Here is a 15,277-nt window from a genome sequence, read left to right on the forward strand (position 1 = left end):
TGGCGTCGCGACGCCGGTCCGGTGTTCATGTCGACCGACCCTACGGGACGGGAGGGAAGGCGACAACGGCGATTTTCAACCGTCCGGTGGCCAACTCCCGTCTCCCGCCCGGCCGCTGAACCATCCGCCGTCGTACGGTGTCTCAACAGGGGAGACGTGTACAGCGCACTAGGGGAGGCAACTCATGGCCATGGTCGGACTGTTCTGGGTCACGGAGGACGGCGTGGTGTACGTCGGGTCCGAGCCGGAGGGGTACGGGCGTGGCGTGCGGCTCACGGCGGCCGGTGTGGAGGGGCTCGGGACCGACCAAGGCGGCAGCTGGGCCTGGGGCGAGGTGGGCGGCGTCGAGGTGCGGGACATGAAGATCCGGCCCTCCACTTCCCGGCTGCTCGTCGGCGCCGCAGTGGACCTCGTCGTCAGCACGATCAGCGGCGGCGGCGACTCCCCGGGCGCCTTCGAGGTGCATCTCGACACCGCCGACGGGACGGTGGAGCTGGAGGCGTACGTCGCGGCCGCCGCCGGAGGGTACGCGCAGTCCGAGTACGACCTGTCCGTGGCGCTGCTGAAGCGGTTGGCGGACGGTACGGCGGACCTGGGAGCGCTGGAGGAGTGGGGGCGCGGCGCCGAGGGAACCCCGCGCCGGGAGGAGCGGGAGGCCCTGCTGCGGAAGTGGGCCTCGTAGCCCCGCTGCGGAAGTGGGCCTCGTGGCCCTGCTGTGGCAGTGGGGCTCGTGGCCCCGCTGCGGGAGTGGGCCTCATGGGCGCAGCCGTCGGCGGCCGTGCCCATGACACGGTCGGATTTGCGCCTCGCCGTACAGGTGGTGGGCCGGTGTGAACCCCTTCCCCTGTTACCGAGAGTTACAGAAGCGGGCCGCGTCCCGCCCTGAAACGTCCGCCCTGGGCGGTCGGATGCCGGGGCCGTCACGGGATGCGCCGCGATGCGGTGCGGCGTGAGTTCGGCCACCAGGGTGCGCTCTGTGCGGCGGTCCGAGTGGGACGCCCGGCCTCCGGGGATGGTGATCGTCTCGGTTGCCGTGGTCATGTCCGCGTCCATTTCCGCGGGCCCGGTCACCGTCCTGACCAGCCGACTCCGATAGGGCGAACCCGGCCGACCGCGACTCGAACTCCCCCGCGCCGAAGGGGGTGCGACCCGGTACGCGCGCCCGTGGCGTCTGCCGGAGACAGCCGCCGCGCCCGTCGGGTGAAGGGCGCGCGGTGACCCCGCGAGGCCCTTGCTTTACCCTCTTCACACCGAGACCACACAAGGCTGTTGTCATCTCGTTAAGTGATTACTCCTTGACGCTGAGGTGGTCACCACGTTGGCTTTCAGCCATCTGGGTCGCAGTGCTGCGCCCACGCCCGGAAGGCCCTTGATGTGAACGCCCGTAATACCCGCAACACCCTCCCCGCCGCCGACAGCCGCATACGCCGTACCGCCGTTCTGCGCCGTACCGCCCTCACGCTGGCCGCCTCCGCCGCGGCCATGTCCCTGGCCGCGTGCGGGATGATCGAGGGCGACGAGGTCAAGGCGACCCCCACGATGGGCAACGACATCACGGTGGGCGTGCTCTTCCCGGACAGGGACACCAAGCGGTACGAGCAGTTCGACTACCCGATCATCAAGGACGAGGTCGAGAACCTCACCAACAGCAAGGGCACGGTCAAGTACGCCAACGCCGACAAGTCCGAGACGAAGCAGAACACCCAGCTCGAACAGATGGTGGCCGACAAGGTCGACCTCATCATCGTCGACGCCGTGAACTCCGAGACCATCGCGAGCAGCATCCAGAAGGCGGACGACGCGGGCATTCCGGTCATCGCGTACGACCGGCTGGCCCAGGGGCCGATCGACGGATACGTCTCCTTCGACAACGAGCTGGTCGGCCAGGTGCAGGGCCGCTCGCTGACGGAGGACCTCGGTGACAGCGTCGCCAGCAAGATCGTGATGATGAACGGCTCGCCCACCGACCCGAACGCCGCCATGTTCAAGGAGGGCGCCCTCTCCGAGCTCCAGGACAAGGTGACGATCTCGGAGACGTTCGACACCAAGGACTGGGACCCGGCGGTCGCCAAGGTCAACATGGAGAAGGCGGTCGACAAGCTCGGCGTGGACAACATCGACGGCGTCTACGCCGCGAACGACGGCATCGCCGGCGCCGTCATCGACGTACTGAAGACCGCCGGTGTCTCCAAGGTGCCGCCGGTCACCGGGCAGGACGCCGACCTGGACGCGGTGCAGCGGATCATCTCCGGCGACCAGTACATGACCGTGTACAAGTCGTTCCCGCTGGAGGCGCGGGCCGCCGCGCAGATGGCCGTCGCCAAGCTCCAGGGCCGCTCGATCGAGTTCGACGCGCTCGCCGCGGACAAGGTCGACTCCCCGACCACCAAGGACGTCCCGTCCCAGCTGGTGCCGCCCGTCGCGCTGACCAAGAACAACATCGACGAGACGGTCCTCGCTGACGGCATCTACACCCTCGAGCAGATCTGCACATCCAAGTTCGCCGCCAGGTGCGCCGCGCTCGGCCTGAAGTAGCCCCCACCGTCCCCGACGCACCTCGACGCCCCCGGGCCCTCGCGGAGATCCTGTGCAGGGCCGGGCCGACGACGCAGCAAGACCGGCGCGCGGCCCGGCACATGGTCTAGGGTTGCGGTCTGTCATGTCGTGATCACGGGGGACGACTGTCGGATGCGTCGAAGAAACGGCGACGGGGGCGTACGGCCACGCGTACGCGCCGTCGGGCTCACAGGCATCGCGGGGATGGCCCTGTCGCTCGCCCTGCTCACCGGGTGCAGCGGGGGCGGCTCCGAGAAAGCCGGCGAAGGCTCGGCGGGCAAGGCCGAGGAGACGTCCGGAGGCGGGGCGACGGCCGCCGCCGGTCCCGCGTACGAGGGGCCCGAACTGCCCGGCTTCGCCCGCGAGGCCGCCTGGAGCCTCGCCTCCGACGGCGATCAGGGGCCCGGCGCGCTGGACCTCGACGGCACCCTCCTGTTCGCCAAGGACGCGCGCGGCGCGTATCTCCCGGACCTCCACGACGACGACGCCTTCCTGGACCCCGACGCCTGGGACTCCGGCTACGCGAAGAGGACACCCCAGGGCCCCAACCGCGTCCTGTACCTGTCCGAGACGCCGCAACGGCTGACCCTTGAGTTCCGCGACGCGAAGACCGGGAAGGTGCGCGGGACCCTCAAGGCGACCACCGACTCGGTCACCCTCACCACCTGGCGGGACGGCACCCCGGCGCTCGCCGTCGGCCGCTCCGAGACCGCCGGGTCGGACGGGCTCACGGCCGAGAGGACCACGTCGAAGGTCACGCTGTACGACGCCGAGGGCCATGAGCTGGGCAGGACCGTCGTGCCGCGCGCCGAAACCGATACCGGCACCGACACCGATACGGGGCTGTACTACGCCGCCGCCCTCACCGGCGGCCACCGCGTCGAGGCGGCCGGCGACACCCTCCGCCTCGTCCCGGTCGGCGACGGCACCGCCCGCACGGTGCCCTGCACCGAGGAAGGCGCCACCTGCGAGTTCAGCCCCGAGACGGGACTGCTGACCGGCGCCCGGGCCACCGCCGCGCCCGTCCTCGACGGCCGCTACTACGCCGGCTTCGAGAACGCGAACGTCAGCGGCTCCGACATGGTCCGCGTCACCCTGAACGACCTCACCACCGGCAAGAAAATCTGGAGCAGCGCCGACGCGGAGATCCCGCCCGGCGTGGAGCTCTACGACGACGGCGAACCCGGCACCGAGCCCACGCCCGCGTCCGAGACCCTCTCCCTGCTCGACGTCAGCGACGGCGAGGTCCTGCTGGCCTGGATGTCGAGCAGAAGCACCTCGGACATCTGGATCCACGCCCGCTACGACCTCGAAAGCGGCGAACTGACCGACTCCTTCGAGGCCACCGAGGCCGTCCTCTACGCCCCCTCAGGCGACCTCGCCGCCGAGGACAGGCCCCGCGACGGGGCGTTCACCGGCACGACCGTCTGGCAGCTGCCCGGCGGCAAGGAGCTGTGGGCGCAGAAACAGGGCTCCGGCGAGAACCCGCTGGACCCCGTCCGCTTCACCGCCGACGGCAAGGTTCTCTACGGCCTGACGATCACCCCCGGCAGCTCGGAGAAGGGCCTCGCCGTCGATCCCCGTACCCGCGAGGTCCTCGCCAAGGATCTGCCGACCGACCACGTCCCCGTCGTCGACGACTCGTCGGGCTACGGCTTCCTCACCACCGGCGCGGGCTTCTTCGCCTTCGCGCCGGCCTCCTGACACCCCCCGCGCCACCGCTCATCCACATCCCCAGAGACATCCCAGAGGACTCCCTTTGCGTACCCCTCCCCGTACTCGTACGGCCCTGGCCTCCGCCGCCGCGCTGCTGCTCGCCCTGACCCTCACCGGCTGCGGTGACGACGAGGTCGAGCTGCCCATGCTCCGCACCAGCGAGGGCGTGGCCGACTATCTGAACAAGCAGGTCGGCTGCACGGACCCCGACTACGTCGAGAGCGACGAACTGCCGCTCATCAAGTCCGAGGTGAGCAACGCCGTCGACGGCGGCGGTGAGTGCGACATCGACGAGGACTCCGACATCTTCTTCGTGCACGTCACCGACATGACCAAGTTCCAGCAGGACGTGGCGGCCAACGAGGAGAACGAGGACGACGTCCTCATGATCGGCATGGACTTCGCCCTCGACGTCGACCGCGGCAGCGCCGTGCAGACCCTCCTCGACCAGGGCCTGCTCTTCCTTGACTGCAACCCCGGTATGCAGACCCCGCAGCAGTACCAGCGCATCGAGGCCGAGGACGACTGCGTGCTGACGGACTACGAGCGGGAGTGAGGCGGCGGGGCCGTACCGCACGGGCGGTACGGCCCCCGGGAGCGCGGGGGCTCACGCCACCCGCGTGAACTCCACCGTCACCTCCGGCGGCCCTCCGGCCACACCCCGGTACACGCCCTTGTGCGGGGTCACGTCGTCGTAGTCGCGGCCCCGGCCGACGACCACATGGGACTCGTCGGCGCGGGTGCGGTTCGTCGGGTCGTAGCCGGACCAGTCGCCCGCCCAGTACTCGATCCAGGCGTGGCTCTGCCCGGCGACCGGCCGGTACAGCTCCGCCTCGCGCTCCGGGTGCAGATAGCCCGAGATGTAGCGGGCGGGCAGCCCGAGCCCGCGCAGCAGCCCGAGCGCCAGATGGGCGATGTCCTGGCAGACCCCGGCCCCCTGCTCCCACGCCTCGGCGGCGCTCGTGTTCACACCGGTCGAGCCCGGCACGTACGACACGTGGTCGGCGACCAGCGACGACACCGCGACCGCCGTCTCGTGGGCGTCCAGCCCGCCCGCCACCTCCCGCGCCCGCTCGACGAGCGCGTCCGGGACGGTCGTACGCCGGGTCGGGGTCAGGTATTCGAGGAGGCGGGAGTCGTGGGACGCCCGCGCGATCTCCGCCCACCCGGGGGCTTTTTCGAGAGCTTCCGGCGGGGCCGTCTCCACCAGGCTGGACGCGGTGATCGTCAGGTCGGAGTGGGGCTCGATCAGGTCGAAGCCGGTGACCTGGGTGCCCCAGTAGTCCCAGTACGACCAGGTCGGCGTCGACGGGTTCACCAGCACCCGCGCGTCCAGCGTGGTCTGGCCCGGGAGCGTCAGCGGGGTCATGCGGACCTCGTTGTGGGAGGAGGCCGCGGGCTGGGCGTACGCGACCCGGGTGATGTGCCGGATGCGCAGCCGCCGGGTGGCGTTCGTCGCCGGAGGTGTCGGAGGTGTCATCGGGGTCACGCTCCTTCCTGGGCCCACTCGACGGGACCTTGGTACGGGAAGAACTTGTCGGCGACCGCCTCCGCCGACGCCATGCAGGCCTGCTGCAGGTCCCGCAGCAGGACGGGCAGTCCGGCCTCCAGGGACTGGGAGTCGAGGTACTCCAGATGGGTGCGCAGGGCGCCGATCGGGCGGCGGGCCGGGTCCTGGCGGGGGCGGCCGAGTGCGGCGAGGCACTCCTCGGCCGTGGTCAGCGCGTGCAGCGCCGAGCGCGGGAAGTCGCGGTCGAGCAGCAGGAACTCGGCGACCTTGGGGCTGTCGCCGAAGCCGCCGTGCAGCCGCGCGTACGCCTCGTCGGCGCCGGACGCGCTCAGCAGAGTCGGCCAGTCGGGCGCGTGCGCGGCGTCCAGCACCCGCACCGACAGCAGCCGTACGGTCATGTCCACCCGCTCCAGGCTCCGCCCGAGCACCACGAACCGCCAGCTGTCGTCACGGCTCATCGTGGAGTCGGCGAGCCCGAAGAAGAGGGCGGCTCTGCGCCGGACCATCTCCAGATACGCGTACGGGCCGCCGGTGCGGCGCGCCGCCGAGCGCTGGTCGGCGAGCGCGTGCCAGGTGGAGTTGAGGCACTCCCACATCTCGGAGGAGACGGCCTCACGGGCACTGCGGGCGTTCAGCCGGGCAGCGCCCAGTGCCCCTTCGATCGCCCCCGTCGAGCGCGCGTCGAAGGCGAGCTGGTCCAGCACCTGCTGCATGTCGACCGGTTGGTCACCGGCGTCCACGCCGAGGATCGCGTACAGGGAGCGGCAGGCCGCGTCCTCGTCGCGCCACGGGTCTTCCAACAGGCGGTGCAGATAGGCGTCGAGGATGCGGCCGGTCGCGTCGGCGCGCTCCACGTACCGTCCCGTCCAGGTCAGGGCCTCGGCTATCCGGGAGAGGATCACGTCGTTCACTGCTGCTGCGCCCCTTCCTGAACGATGGCGCGGGTGCCGTCGGGGCCGAGCTGACGCGGCGCCTTCTCGGGCGGCGGGCCGCTCACGTCCTCGTACGACTGCTCGGCGGGGCCCTCCGCGAGGACCCAGGTGTCCTTGGAGCCGCCGCCCTGGCTGGAGTTGACGATGAGGTTGCCCTCCTGGAGGGCGACGCGGGTCAGCCCGCCGGGGAGCACCCAGACCTCGCTGCCGTCGTTCACGGCGAAGGGCCGCAGGTCGATGTGGCGCGGCGCCATGCGTTCACCGGCGAGCGTGGGGGAGGTGGACAGCGCGACCGGCCGCTGCGCGATCCAGCCCCGGGGATCGGCGGCGACGGCCGCACGGGTGAGTTCCAGGGTCTCCCGGTCCGCCTTCGGCCCGATCACGATGCCCTGCCCGCCCGCCCCGTCGACGGGCTTGATGACGAGCTGGTCGATCTGGTCGAGGACGGCCTCCAACTGCCCCGGCTCGTCCGGCCGGAAGGACTCGACGTTCGGGAGAATCGGTTCCTCACCGAGGTAGTAGCGGATCAGGTCGGGTACGTACGTGTAGAGCAGCTTGTCGTCCGCCATAGCACAGTTGACACGACACGCATTATCGTGTCGCCATGCCCGTCGCACCCGAATACCTACACCTGGTCTATCCCGGCCGCACACCCTTCAACGCCCTCCTCTACGGCCGCAACAGCCGCGACCCGAAAAAGAAGGGAAGCTCGGTCTCCGACCAGCTCTCCACCGGCCGCCTCCTCTGCAACACCCACGACTGGAACATCGCCCACGAGTTCAAAGACACCGGCATCTCCGCCAGCCGCCACGCAAAGAAACGACGCGACGAGTTCGAAGACCTCCTCGACGCCATCGAAGAAGGCCGCGGCAACATCGTGGTCGCCTTCGAAGCCAGCCGCTACTACCGCGACCTTGAGGTGTACGTCCGCCTCCGCAACGCCTGCCTCGCCGCCAACGTCCTCCTCTGCTACGACAACCAGGTCTACGACCTGTCCAAGCGCGGCGACCGCAAGATGACCGCACAGGACGCCATCGCCGCCGAGGACGAAGCCGAGGGCATCCGCGACCGCAACGTCCGCACCGTCGAACTCAACGCGCAGGCCGGCAAGCCGCACGGGAAGATCCCCTTCGGGTATATCCGGAGGTACGATCCGGCGACTGGTGATCTGATCGGCCAGTTCGAGGATCCGCAGCGCGGCCCGCAGGTGGTTGCTGCGATGGAGCGCTTCGACTCGGGGGACTCGCTGACGGCGGTCGTCGAGTGGCTTCAGGACACCCCGGACGCGGCCCGTGCGGACGGGGTGGAGTGGACCACGGACTTGGCCCGCTACATGTTGATGAACCCGGCGTACGTCGGGCAGCGTGTCCATCAGGGCAGCGTGCTCCGCAGGGCCACGTGGGATCCGCTGAAGGGCCTTGAGACTGCCGAGGGCCAGGCGATGTTCCGGCGGGTGGCTAAACGTCTCACGGACCCGGAGCGGCGTACGCAGCAGGGCAACCAGCCCAAGCATCTGCTGTCGTGCATCGCCTTGTGCGGGGAGTGCGGCGACCACGCCATCCTCACCAAGTTCAACCACACCAACGGCAGCGCCATGTACTCCTGCCAGTCCAGACACGACACGTCGATCAAGAAGGATGCGCTCGACGCGTACGTGGAGGAGGCCTTGTTCGGCTGGCTCGCCGACAAGCCGAAGGCCCGTGCCGCGCTCGTCCCCGACGACTCGGATGTGCGTGCCGCGTCGGCGTTGGCGCAGGAGCAGGTGGATCAGCTGACTGCCCAGTTGGAGGAGGCGCGGGGGCTGGCGACGCAGCTTGATGAGAACAATCGGCCGCGTCTGTCGGTGGCGTCGTTGGCGAGTTTGGAGGCTGCGCTGCAACCGCAGATCGATGAGGCGCGGGCCCGGGTTGAGCGGGTGACGGGGACGCCGGTGCTGATTCAGCGGCTGCTGAGCGCGCCGGACCCGGAGGCGGTGTGGAACGGGACCGATATGGAGCCGGGGTTGACGTTGGACCAGCGGCGGGAGGCTGTCCGGTCGATAGTGACGGTGCGGCTGTTCAAGGCGGCTGGTAGCCGCCGGGTGTCGAGCCGTGTCCAGTTGGCGTGGGCCGGGGAGCCGGGGTTCAGGGACCGACCACTCCGTGTCCGCGGGAATGCTCGCGCCCGGGTGATCGGTCTGGGAACTGAATGAGGTTGGCCGGGATGGGGGCGTCGGGCTTGAGCATGCCGGCTCTCTCCATCTCAACTCCGGTGCGGAACGCCTCTGTGGAGATCTGGAGACGTTGCTCTTCCAGTTCGGCGTGCATCGCTTCGCGTTCGGCGATGAGCGTGGCCGCGTTTTGTGCCTGCTCAGTGGCCACGGCGTGGTGCAGCCTGGTTGCTTCACATTCGAGCAAGGCCTGGAGGGCGAAGTACTTGCGTTGTTGAGCGTCGGCTTCCCGCCGGGAGATGGCGAGTTCGCGGCGTTCGTCGCGGGCGTCGCCGATCCACCCGCGGATGATGACCAGAGCTATGAACGTCAGCGCAGTGACGACGAGGCTTGTTCCGGCCATGGAGCAGGATGGGTGGCTGCGGATGAGTCCGTGTCCACTGACCGCTAGGCCGCCTGCTAGTAGCGCTGTACCTGCTGCCACTGTGGCCCGCGTACTGCCTGTGAGACTCATCCACCGCACCCCCGCATCACATCTGTGCTGCTGCGCCCCCGGAGTCCTCGTTGGCGTCGTCCTCCGGCTTGGTGTTCTTCAGGGACTCAACGACGCCGAGGAAGACCGCGCGGCGCACTTCGTCCTGGAAACCGAGTCGGTCCGCAGCGCTCTCCGGGGTGATTCCCTCGGAGCCTACCTGTGACTGATTAGTTTCGGACAGTGTCTGCTGCGACTGAAGTGCGCTGGGGGGGAAGTGTCCCGCCAGGACCAGCAGTTCAAGCGGGGACATGTCAAGAACCTGGGCGAGTGCCGGGAAGAACTTGATGTCTGGAATCGTCTTACCGCGGACGAGTCGAGACGCCGTGCCGGGGGACATGCCGGTGGCGTCCTGGAGGCGCACCTGGGAGCCGTACTCGGCGTAGCCAGCGCGCCTGAGGGCGGGGAGGACGACCGCGAAGAATTTTTCCACGCGGCCCGGGGGGGTATCCGTCATGTCCCCAGACAGTACCTGCCTAGGTAGGCAGTAGCTAGACGCTGCCTCGCAGGGAAGGTGTGACGTTTGGCCACTGACCTGCATTAACACTGGTCACATCACACTTCGAACAAGCGTTCGCTTCCAAACTTACGCCTACCTTTAGCGGCACCTGCCTTGCTAGGCAGGCATTCTTGTGTCAGAGTCTTCCTCGTGAGGCAGAACCCGCCCGCTACCTGCGGAAGGAGGCGCACGCCCATGTATGAACTCAACGTCGAGAAACTCAAGGCCAAGGCCAGCGAACACGGCGACACAAGCGGCCACGCCATCCAGAAGACAACCGGCATCAACCAGACGACCGTCTACCGGCTGCTCCGAGGCGGCGCACAACCTGACCTGATCACGGCCATCCGCCTGTCGGTCACCTACGGCTTCGACCTCCGCGACGTGTTCGACGAGGTTGACGAGGCCATCGAGGCCACCGCGTGACTCGCGAAGAGCGCCACGCGCTCCTCCACCCCGACGACTTCGCGTACCTCAAGAAGCGCGTCGCCGAAGCCCCGGACCCGTCGGACGAACTCGTGGAGAAGCTCCGCCGGATCTTCACCCGGCCGGCTGGAGAGGTGCGAAAGCCCCCCGCCGCCGACGCTGCCTGACCCCTTCCACGCCGAAGGGCCGCCCCCTTGCCCGGATGACGGCCCAGCGATCGGCGACCCCTACCACAGAGAAAGAGAGGCCTTCGATGGCCACAGTGTTGCAGACCCCGACCGAACAGTTCATGGCCGCCTACTCGACTGCGGAGCACGTCACGGCGGCGTCGCCGGTTGCCCCGGACTCGGTGAGCCTGATGCCTCACCAGGATTGGGGCTACCTGCCGGGCACGTTCCAGTGGCGGATCGGGGTGCAGTTGCACTTCGCCGACGCGGGTGCGGTTCGTCGGTTCGCGGAGTCGCTCGGTGTCGCGGTGGAGGAGCGGCCGCACGACGAGCGGCGTGTGTACGTGCATGCGGACGGTGTGCGGGGCGAGGTGCCGTTCCGGGCGTGGGCGCTGGCTGCGGTCGAGTCTTCGGCGGTGGCGGCGTGAGCGCGGATGAGTCGATCACGAGCCTGTCTGAGGCGGTTGCGGCCGTGGGCGCGTTGCCGATGCCTGCGGGCCCGGCGCCGGTGGAGGACGACCGCGTCAAGGCTCCTTGGGGGCGCGGTGAGGATGGCCGCCCGCTTCTCCCGATGGGCGCGCACTGGACCGATGTTCCCGAGCTGGTCGACCAGGAGGTCGCTCGCATTCGGGGCCGGGTGGATCAGGCGCGGTCCGGCAGCTGGTACGTGTCTCCGGTCGCGAGCGATCTTCCGGGCACGGTGCGCACGAACGTTGACGGCTACCAGCGCACGGTGGGCCAGTTCACGAACGTGCTGCCCGCCGATCTTGACTTGGTCATTCACGCGCACGATGACCTCGGCTGGTGCCTGGAGATGATCGCCAAGTTCCGTGCTCGGGTTATCGAGCTGGAGGCGGAACGGCACGTCACGAACGAGGCGTTGGACGACGCGGTGCAGGCACTGCGGGCGATCGAGGCGCCGGACGGCAAGTACCCGCCTGCGTTGCCGTGGGCGGCGCTGTTGGACGACGAGGACCGCGCGGACTTCCTGGACGAGTTGGCGGCATCGGCGATCACTCACGCGACCACTGACGTGGCGCTGGCTGAGGTCGAGGAGACGTGCAAGACGTGGCGTCTGATTGCGGAGGCGCAGCACGGTCACAACACGGCGCCGGGCCCGGAGTTGGCCGACGAGGACGGGTGCACGTGTCCGGAGACGGATCGTGTGGAGCCGCATTGGTCGGGGTGCCCTGAGGAGGATGCGCCGTGTCCGGTGGACGGGCCGATCCCGGGTGTGGGTGTGGGTGCGGGTGCGCCGGAGATGCGGGCGCTTCGTGCGGCGTTGTACGGGCCGCCGGACGGTGAGCACTACGCCGCAGTGCACCACACCTACCGCGTGGGGCACGACCTGCCCGAGACGGGCGGCCTGTCGGTGCGGACCGCTCGCGAGGACGACGACCCGGCCCGCTGCCTGAAGGTCCACCACTTCAGCCCGCGCGACGGCTGGCGAATGGTCTGCGGCAACTGCGACCACGGCAAGGACGCCGACTGCCACCAGGTCGGTGCGTGATGGACATCCTCGTCTTCTTCTTCGCCGATCTGTCCGCGCCCGCCGCGATCTGTCTGGGTGTTGGTACCGCTGCTGCGGTGTCGGTTCCGGCTCTGCTGCTGGCGGACGCGCACCGCTCGGACTTCCCCCGCGTGTGGCAGGCCGCTGTGCACGCCTGCCACACCTTCGACCGCGCGCTCGTCGCTGGTCTGCGGTGGGTGGAGTCCGTCGTCTTGGACGCCCGGCTGACCGCCCGTGATGCGGCTCTGACGGCTGCCGCGCTGCTTGCTCTTCTTCTCCCCGCCACGGAAGGCGCCACCCGATGAACCACTCCACTAACCCGCCGCTCAGCGTCGAGCTGGGCACCAACCACCTCCACGGCGTGCTGCGTGTCGACCAGATCCGCACGGACACCTTCGTCCAGCTGGTGCAGCACTGGGCGGACCCGACCTCCCGCGACGACATCATCGACGCCCTCGACGAACTCGCCGCCGTCGTCGGCAGTGTGGCCCGTGAGGGCGAGTTGGACGCCGCGATCGAGCAGGTCGAGGACGTCGCCGGGATGGAGACCGCGCACGTCGAGGTGGGCGCGTTCGACATCCGCCGTCTCCTCGGCGAGCTGACAGCCGTGGAGCGGGTCACCTCCCGGTTCCGTAAGGGCGCCTCCGAGATCAAGCACCCGTCGATGCTGCCCACCCGCCGCCACCTCGCCGCGAACCCGCTGCCCGAGCAGCAGGACCGGCGGGCCTCGTGACCGTCTCCACCGAGCGCGCCGGGGCCACCACGGTCCCGGCCGCCGGGCCCACCGGCCGACTCGCCGACCTCCTCAACGAGATCCGCCGACAACGCGGCCGATGGAACTCGACTCGCACCGTCCGCCTCTACCGCCGCCTCGACTCCACAGCCGACCTGCCCGACACCAAGATCCGGGCCGTAGCACGCGGCGACCTCCACGACCTCGCCGCATGGGGCTACCTCACCCTCCACGACGAGCCCAGCAACCGCTTCTACACGCTGAAGGGCGGCCGCACATGACGACGACCGCAGAAGCCCCAGTCGCTGGCCCGGAGGTTCGGGACGACCTGACCGCCGAGGAGTACCACGCCGACCTCACGTCGGTCTCCTCCACCGGGCTGCGGGAACTGCTGGAGCCGGGCTGCCCCGCCCAGTTCCACCATGACCGCCAGTACCCGCAGCCGCCGAAGCGGGAGTTCGACCTCGGCAACGCCGTCCACGCCGCCGTCCTCGGCAAGGGCAGCGACATCGTCGAGATCCCCTACCCGAACTACAGGACCGGCGACGCGCAGGCCGCACGCGACCTTGCTTACGACGCCGGGAAGATCCCGCTCCTGCCGAAGGAGAAGGAACAGGTCGACGCGATGGCGGCCGCCGTCCGCCGGCACCGCCAGGCCGGACCGATGTTCGCGCCGGGCAACGGCATCGCGGAGCGGTCGGTGTACTGGACCGACCCGGCGACCGGTGTCCGCTGCCGGGTGCGCCCGGACTGGCTGATCGTCCGCCCCGAGGTGACGGTCGTCGTCGACCTGAAGACGACCACGGACGCCAACCCGAAGGCGTGCAGCAAGGCGATCGCCGCCTACAGCTACCACCAGCAAGGCGCCCTCTACCTCGACGGCGTCCAGGCCGCAGGGCTGGCGCCGGAGGGGGCCCGGTTCGTCTTCGTCTTCCAGTCGAAGAAGCCCCCGTACCTGATCACCGTGCGCGAACTCGCCGGTCAGGAAGAAGACATCGGCCGAGCCCGCAACGAACGCGCGCTGCGGATCTACGCCGACTGCGAGCGCACCGGCGAGTGGCCCGACTGGACCGGCCCCGTCACCGACATCCCAACGATCGGGATGCCCTCCTACGACACCATCCGCCAAGCCGAGGAATACCTGTGAGCAACGAGATCGCCACCCGCGACGAGCAGCAAGCCGTCGCCACCCAACCCCAGAACCTTCCCGCCCCGGCGCCGACCGCCGGAACCACCTCCCTCATGGCGTGGGCCCAAGAAGCGGACCTTGCCTACCAGATGGCGCAGAAGCTCGCCGCCACCTCGTTCGTCCCGCAGTCCCTGCGCGGCAAGCCCGGCGACATCACCGCCGCGATCCTCGCCGGCGCCGAACTGGGGCTGAAGCCGATGGCGACGCTGAAGTCCATCGACGTCATCCAAGGGACACCCGCGCTGCGGGCGCACGCCATGCGCGCCATCGTCCAGCAGCAGGGCCACGACATCGAACTCGTCCACTCCGACGACACCCGCTGCGTGATGCGGGGCCGACGGCAGGGGTCGGAGAACTGGCAGGAGATCGAGTGGACCGTCGACCGTGCGCAGCTAATGGGGCTCCTCGGCAAGGACCAGTGGAAGAAGAACCCGAAGGGCATGCTCATCGCCCGCGCCACCGGCGAGCTGTCCCGGCTGATCGCCTCGGACGCGCTGCACGGGATGCCGTACGCGTCGGAGGAGTACGAGGGCTTCACGACCGGCCAAGTACTCCCGGCGAAGGCGCCGCTGTCGGTGGCCGCCATCACCGCCCCCGCACCCGCTCCGGCGGTCGCGGAGACGCCGCAGCAGGAGTACAGCGTCGGCCGCGCCGACGTCGACGAGGCGACCGGTGACGGCGTGTGGGACGAGGACGCCGTCAACGGCTCCACCGACTGGCCCGAGACGGCCACCCCCGGCGGTGCCGCGTGAACGGGCCGCAGCACTACCGCGAGGGCGAGCAGCACATGAGCGCTGCTGAACGCCTCGACCGCCCCGGCGGGAAGCCCGTCGACCCGACGGCCTCGATGTTCCACCTGATGGCCGCCCAAGCCCACTTCGCGGCCGCGCAGACCGCAGCGTCCGTCGCCCGGCTCGCCGACCGTTACGTCGGCGACGGGCCCCACATCAACGAGTGGCGGGACGCCGTGAGCTGGCTCGCGCCGGCCGAGATCGTGGACGACCCGTGGACGGCCGCCCCGCGGCCCTACATCCCCGGCCACTCGTACTCGCCGCCCGTCGAGACCGCCCTGCGGAATCTGAACGCGGCCGGCTACGTGACGCCCGCGGACACGCTCATCTCCGCGCGGGCCGTCATCGCCGGGCACATCGCCGAGGCCCTGGTCGACGGCGAGAACGACGAAGTCCGTAAGTGGGCCCGAAGCATCGCGGACGAGCTGCTGCGGGTCGGGTTCGACCTGCGCGGTGCGATCGAGCACCGCGCCGAGGACCTCAACGGCGGCAAGCCCTTCACCTACGACACCGGTCCGTCGCTCGGCTACAGCGACGAGCCCCCTTTCTAGCCCACCCCTCTACGCC

At 69.7% G+C, this 15,277-nt stretch carries 19 protein-coding genes and 1 pseudogene; 15 read left to right on the top strand and 5 right to left on the bottom strand.

Annotated elements, in window-relative coordinates:
* Positions 1 to 184: 184 nt before the first annotated feature.
* The 4 genes from SGFS_RS31770 (at position 185) to SGFS_RS31785 (ending at position 4,828) form a co-directional block, all read left to right on the top strand.
* Entirely contained in the window at positions 185 to 682 is a 498-nt protein-coding gene (locus SGFS_RS31770) for a hypothetical protein (RefSeq protein WP_286255373.1), read from the top strand.
* A gap of 692 nt (positions 683 to 1,374) precedes the next feature.
* Complete coding sequence (locus tag SGFS_RS31775; RefSeq protein ID WP_286255374.1) at positions 1,375 to 2,535, top strand: sugar ABC transporter substrate-binding protein; 1,161 nt, start codon at positions 1,375 to 1,377, stop codon at positions 2,533 to 2,535.
* A 153-nt stretch (positions 2,536 to 2,688) separates the two neighbouring features.
* A complete protein-coding gene (locus SGFS_RS31780; RefSeq protein WP_286255375.1) occupies positions 2,689 to 4,260 on the top strand; it encodes a hypothetical protein in 1,572 nt (523 codons plus the stop codon).
* A 55-nt stretch (positions 4,261 to 4,315) separates the two neighbouring features.
* Positions 4,316 to 4,828 (top strand): hypothetical protein, encoded by a 513-nt coding sequence (locus tag SGFS_RS31785; protein ID WP_286255377.1) that lies wholly within the window; start codon positions 4,316 to 4,318, stop codon positions 4,826 to 4,828.
* A 51-nt stretch (positions 4,829 to 4,879) separates the two neighbouring features.
* Here the strand turns inward: SGFS_RS31785 and SGFS_RS31790 are convergent, their stop codons facing one another.
* The 3 genes and pseudogenes from SGFS_RS31790 to SGFS_RS31800 all read right to left on the bottom strand — a co-directional run.
* Positions 4,880 to 5,752 (bottom strand): transglutaminase family protein, encoded by an 873-nt coding sequence (locus tag SGFS_RS31790; protein WP_286255378.1) that lies wholly within the window; start codon positions 5,750 to 5,752, stop codon positions 4,880 to 4,882.
* Between the two features lie 5 nt (positions 5,753 to 5,757).
* Positions 5,758 to 6,693 (bottom strand): alpha-E domain-containing protein, encoded by a 936-nt coding sequence (locus SGFS_RS31795; RefSeq protein WP_286255380.1) that lies wholly within the window; start codon positions 6,691 to 6,693, stop codon positions 5,758 to 5,760.
* Positions 6,690 to 7,295, bottom strand: a pseudogene (locus SGFS_RS31800) (circularly permuted type 2 ATP-grasp protein); the annotation flags it as partial. The gene SGFS_RS31795 and the pseudogene SGFS_RS31800, both read right to left, overlap by 4 nt.
* A gap of 23 nt (positions 7,296 to 7,318) precedes the next feature.
* Here SGFS_RS31800 and SGFS_RS31805 point away from each other — a divergent pair.
* The gene (locus SGFS_RS31805; protein WP_286255382.1) at positions 7,319 to 8,905 is read left to right on the top strand and encodes a recombinase family protein; all 1,587 of its coding nucleotides are present in this window, start codon (positions 7,319 to 7,321) and stop codon (positions 8,903 to 8,905) included.
* On the opposite strand, the gene SGFS_RS31810 is transcribed toward SGFS_RS31805, so the two are convergent.
* Both SGFS_RS31810 and SGFS_RS31815 read right to left on the bottom strand, forming a co-directional pair.
* Complete coding sequence (locus tag SGFS_RS31810) at positions 8,838 to 9,266, bottom strand: hypothetical protein (RefSeq protein ID WP_286255384.1); 429 nt, start codon at positions 9,264 to 9,266, stop codon at positions 8,838 to 8,840. The genes SGFS_RS31805 and SGFS_RS31810 overlap by 68 nt on opposite strands.
* A 127-nt stretch (positions 9,267 to 9,393) precedes the next feature.
* Positions 9,394 to 9,852: a helix-turn-helix domain-containing protein gene (locus SGFS_RS31815; protein ID WP_286255385.1), complete on the bottom strand. Its 459-nt coding sequence runs from the start codon at positions 9,850 to 9,852 to the stop codon at positions 9,394 to 9,396.
* Positions 9,853 to 10,089: 237 nt separating this feature from the next.
* On the opposite strand from SGFS_RS31815, the gene SGFS_RS31820 reads away from it, so the two are divergent.
* The 10 genes from SGFS_RS31820 to SGFS_RS31865 all read left to right on the top strand — a co-directional run bounded on the left by SGFS_RS31820 (position 10,090) and on the right by SGFS_RS31865 (position 15,261).
* Complete coding sequence (locus SGFS_RS31820) at positions 10,090 to 10,320, top strand: helix-turn-helix domain-containing protein (protein WP_286255389.1); 231 nt, start codon at positions 10,090 to 10,092, stop codon at positions 10,318 to 10,320.
* A complete protein-coding gene (locus tag SGFS_RS31825) occupies positions 10,317 to 10,487 on the top strand; it encodes a hypothetical protein (RefSeq protein ID WP_286255390.1) in 171 nt (56 codons plus the stop codon). The genes SGFS_RS31820 and SGFS_RS31825 overlap by 4 nt, the downstream gene beginning before the upstream one ends.
* Positions 10,488 to 10,573: 86 nt before the next feature.
* Positions 10,574 to 10,915, top strand: a complete 342-nt coding sequence (locus SGFS_RS31830; RefSeq protein WP_286255391.1) for a hypothetical protein — start codon at positions 10,574 to 10,576, stop codon at positions 10,913 to 10,915.
* Complete coding sequence (locus SGFS_RS31835; protein WP_286255393.1) at positions 10,912 to 11,997, top strand: hypothetical protein; 1,086 nt, start codon at positions 10,912 to 10,914, stop codon at positions 11,995 to 11,997. Before SGFS_RS31830 ends, SGFS_RS31835 begins: the two co-directional genes overlap by 4 nt.
* Positions 11,994 to 12,302, top strand: coding sequence for a hypothetical protein (locus SGFS_RS31840; protein ID WP_286255394.1), 309 nt, complete (start codon positions 11,994 to 11,996; stop codon positions 12,300 to 12,302). The genes SGFS_RS31835 and SGFS_RS31840 overlap by 4 nt, the downstream gene beginning before the upstream one ends.
* Positions 12,299 to 12,730 carry a hypothetical protein gene (locus SGFS_RS31845; RefSeq protein ID WP_286255395.1) on the top strand — a complete coding sequence of 144 codons (432 nt, stop codon included), beginning with the start codon at positions 12,299 to 12,301 and terminating at the stop codon, positions 12,728 to 12,730. Before SGFS_RS31840 ends, SGFS_RS31845 begins: the two co-directional genes overlap by 4 nt.
* Complete coding sequence (locus tag SGFS_RS31850) at positions 12,727 to 13,011, top strand: hypothetical protein (RefSeq protein WP_286255396.1); 285 nt, start codon at positions 12,727 to 12,729, stop codon at positions 13,009 to 13,011. Before SGFS_RS31845 ends, SGFS_RS31850 begins: the two co-directional genes overlap by 4 nt.
* Positions 13,008 to 13,877 carry a PD-(D/E)XK nuclease-like domain-containing protein gene (locus tag SGFS_RS31855; protein WP_286255397.1) on the top strand — a complete coding sequence of 290 codons (870 nt, stop codon included), beginning with the start codon at positions 13,008 to 13,010 and terminating at the stop codon, positions 13,875 to 13,877. Before SGFS_RS31850 ends, SGFS_RS31855 begins: the two co-directional genes overlap by 4 nt.
* Positions 13,874 to 14,671: a hypothetical protein gene (locus SGFS_RS31860; RefSeq protein WP_286255399.1), complete on the top strand. Its 798-nt coding sequence runs from the start codon at positions 13,874 to 13,876 to the stop codon at positions 14,669 to 14,671. Before SGFS_RS31855 ends, SGFS_RS31860 begins: the two co-directional genes overlap by 4 nt.
* Positions 14,668 to 15,261 (top strand): hypothetical protein, encoded by a 594-nt coding sequence (locus SGFS_RS31865; RefSeq protein WP_286255400.1) that lies wholly within the window; start codon positions 14,668 to 14,670, stop codon positions 15,259 to 15,261. Before SGFS_RS31860 ends, SGFS_RS31865 begins: the two co-directional genes overlap by 4 nt.
* Positions 15,262 to 15,277 lie beyond the last annotated feature (16 nt).

This window comes from Streptomyces graminofaciens (assembly GCF_030294945.1).
In the GTDB taxonomy this organism is placed as follows: domain Bacteria; phylum Actinomycetota; class Actinomycetes; order Streptomycetales; family Streptomycetaceae; genus Streptomyces; species Streptomyces graminofaciens.

Excerpts from the sequence above, each read along its gene's own strand:
- SGFS_RS31770 (WP_286255373.1), top strand. The coding sequence starts at position 185 with ATGGCCATGGTCGGACTGTTCTGGGTCACGGAGGACGGCGTGGTGTAC.
- SGFS_RS31780 (WP_286255375.1), top strand. The coding sequence starts at position 2,689 with ATGCGTCGAAGAAACGGCGACGGGGGCGTACGGCCACGCGTACGCGCC.
- SGFS_RS31790 (WP_286255378.1), bottom strand. The coding sequence starts at position 5,752 with ATGACACCTCCGACACCTCCGGCGACGAACGCCACCCGGCGGCTGCGC.
- SGFS_RS31805 (WP_286255382.1), top strand. The coding sequence starts at position 7,319 with ATGCCCGTCGCACCCGAATACCTACACCTGGTCTATCCCGGCCGCACA.
- SGFS_RS31810 (WP_286255384.1), bottom strand. The coding sequence starts at position 9,266 with ATGGCCGGAACAAGCCTCGTCGTCACTGCGCTGACGTTCATAGCTCTG.
- SGFS_RS31815 (WP_286255385.1), bottom strand. The coding sequence starts at position 9,852 with ATGACGGATACCCCCCCGGGCCGCGTGGAAAAATTCTTCGCGGTCGTC.
- SGFS_RS31820 (WP_286255389.1), top strand. The coding sequence starts at position 10,090 with ATGTATGAACTCAACGTCGAGAAACTCAAGGCCAAGGCCAGCGAACAC.
- SGFS_RS31830 (WP_286255391.1), top strand. The coding sequence starts at position 10,574 with ATGGCCACAGTGTTGCAGACCCCGACCGAACAGTTCATGGCCGCCTAC.
- SGFS_RS31845 (WP_286255395.1), top strand. The coding sequence starts at position 12,299 with ATGAACCACTCCACTAACCCGCCGCTCAGCGTCGAGCTGGGCACCAAC.
- SGFS_RS31855 (WP_286255397.1), top strand. The coding sequence starts at position 13,008 with ATGACGACGACCGCAGAAGCCCCAGTCGCTGGCCCGGAGGTTCGGGAC.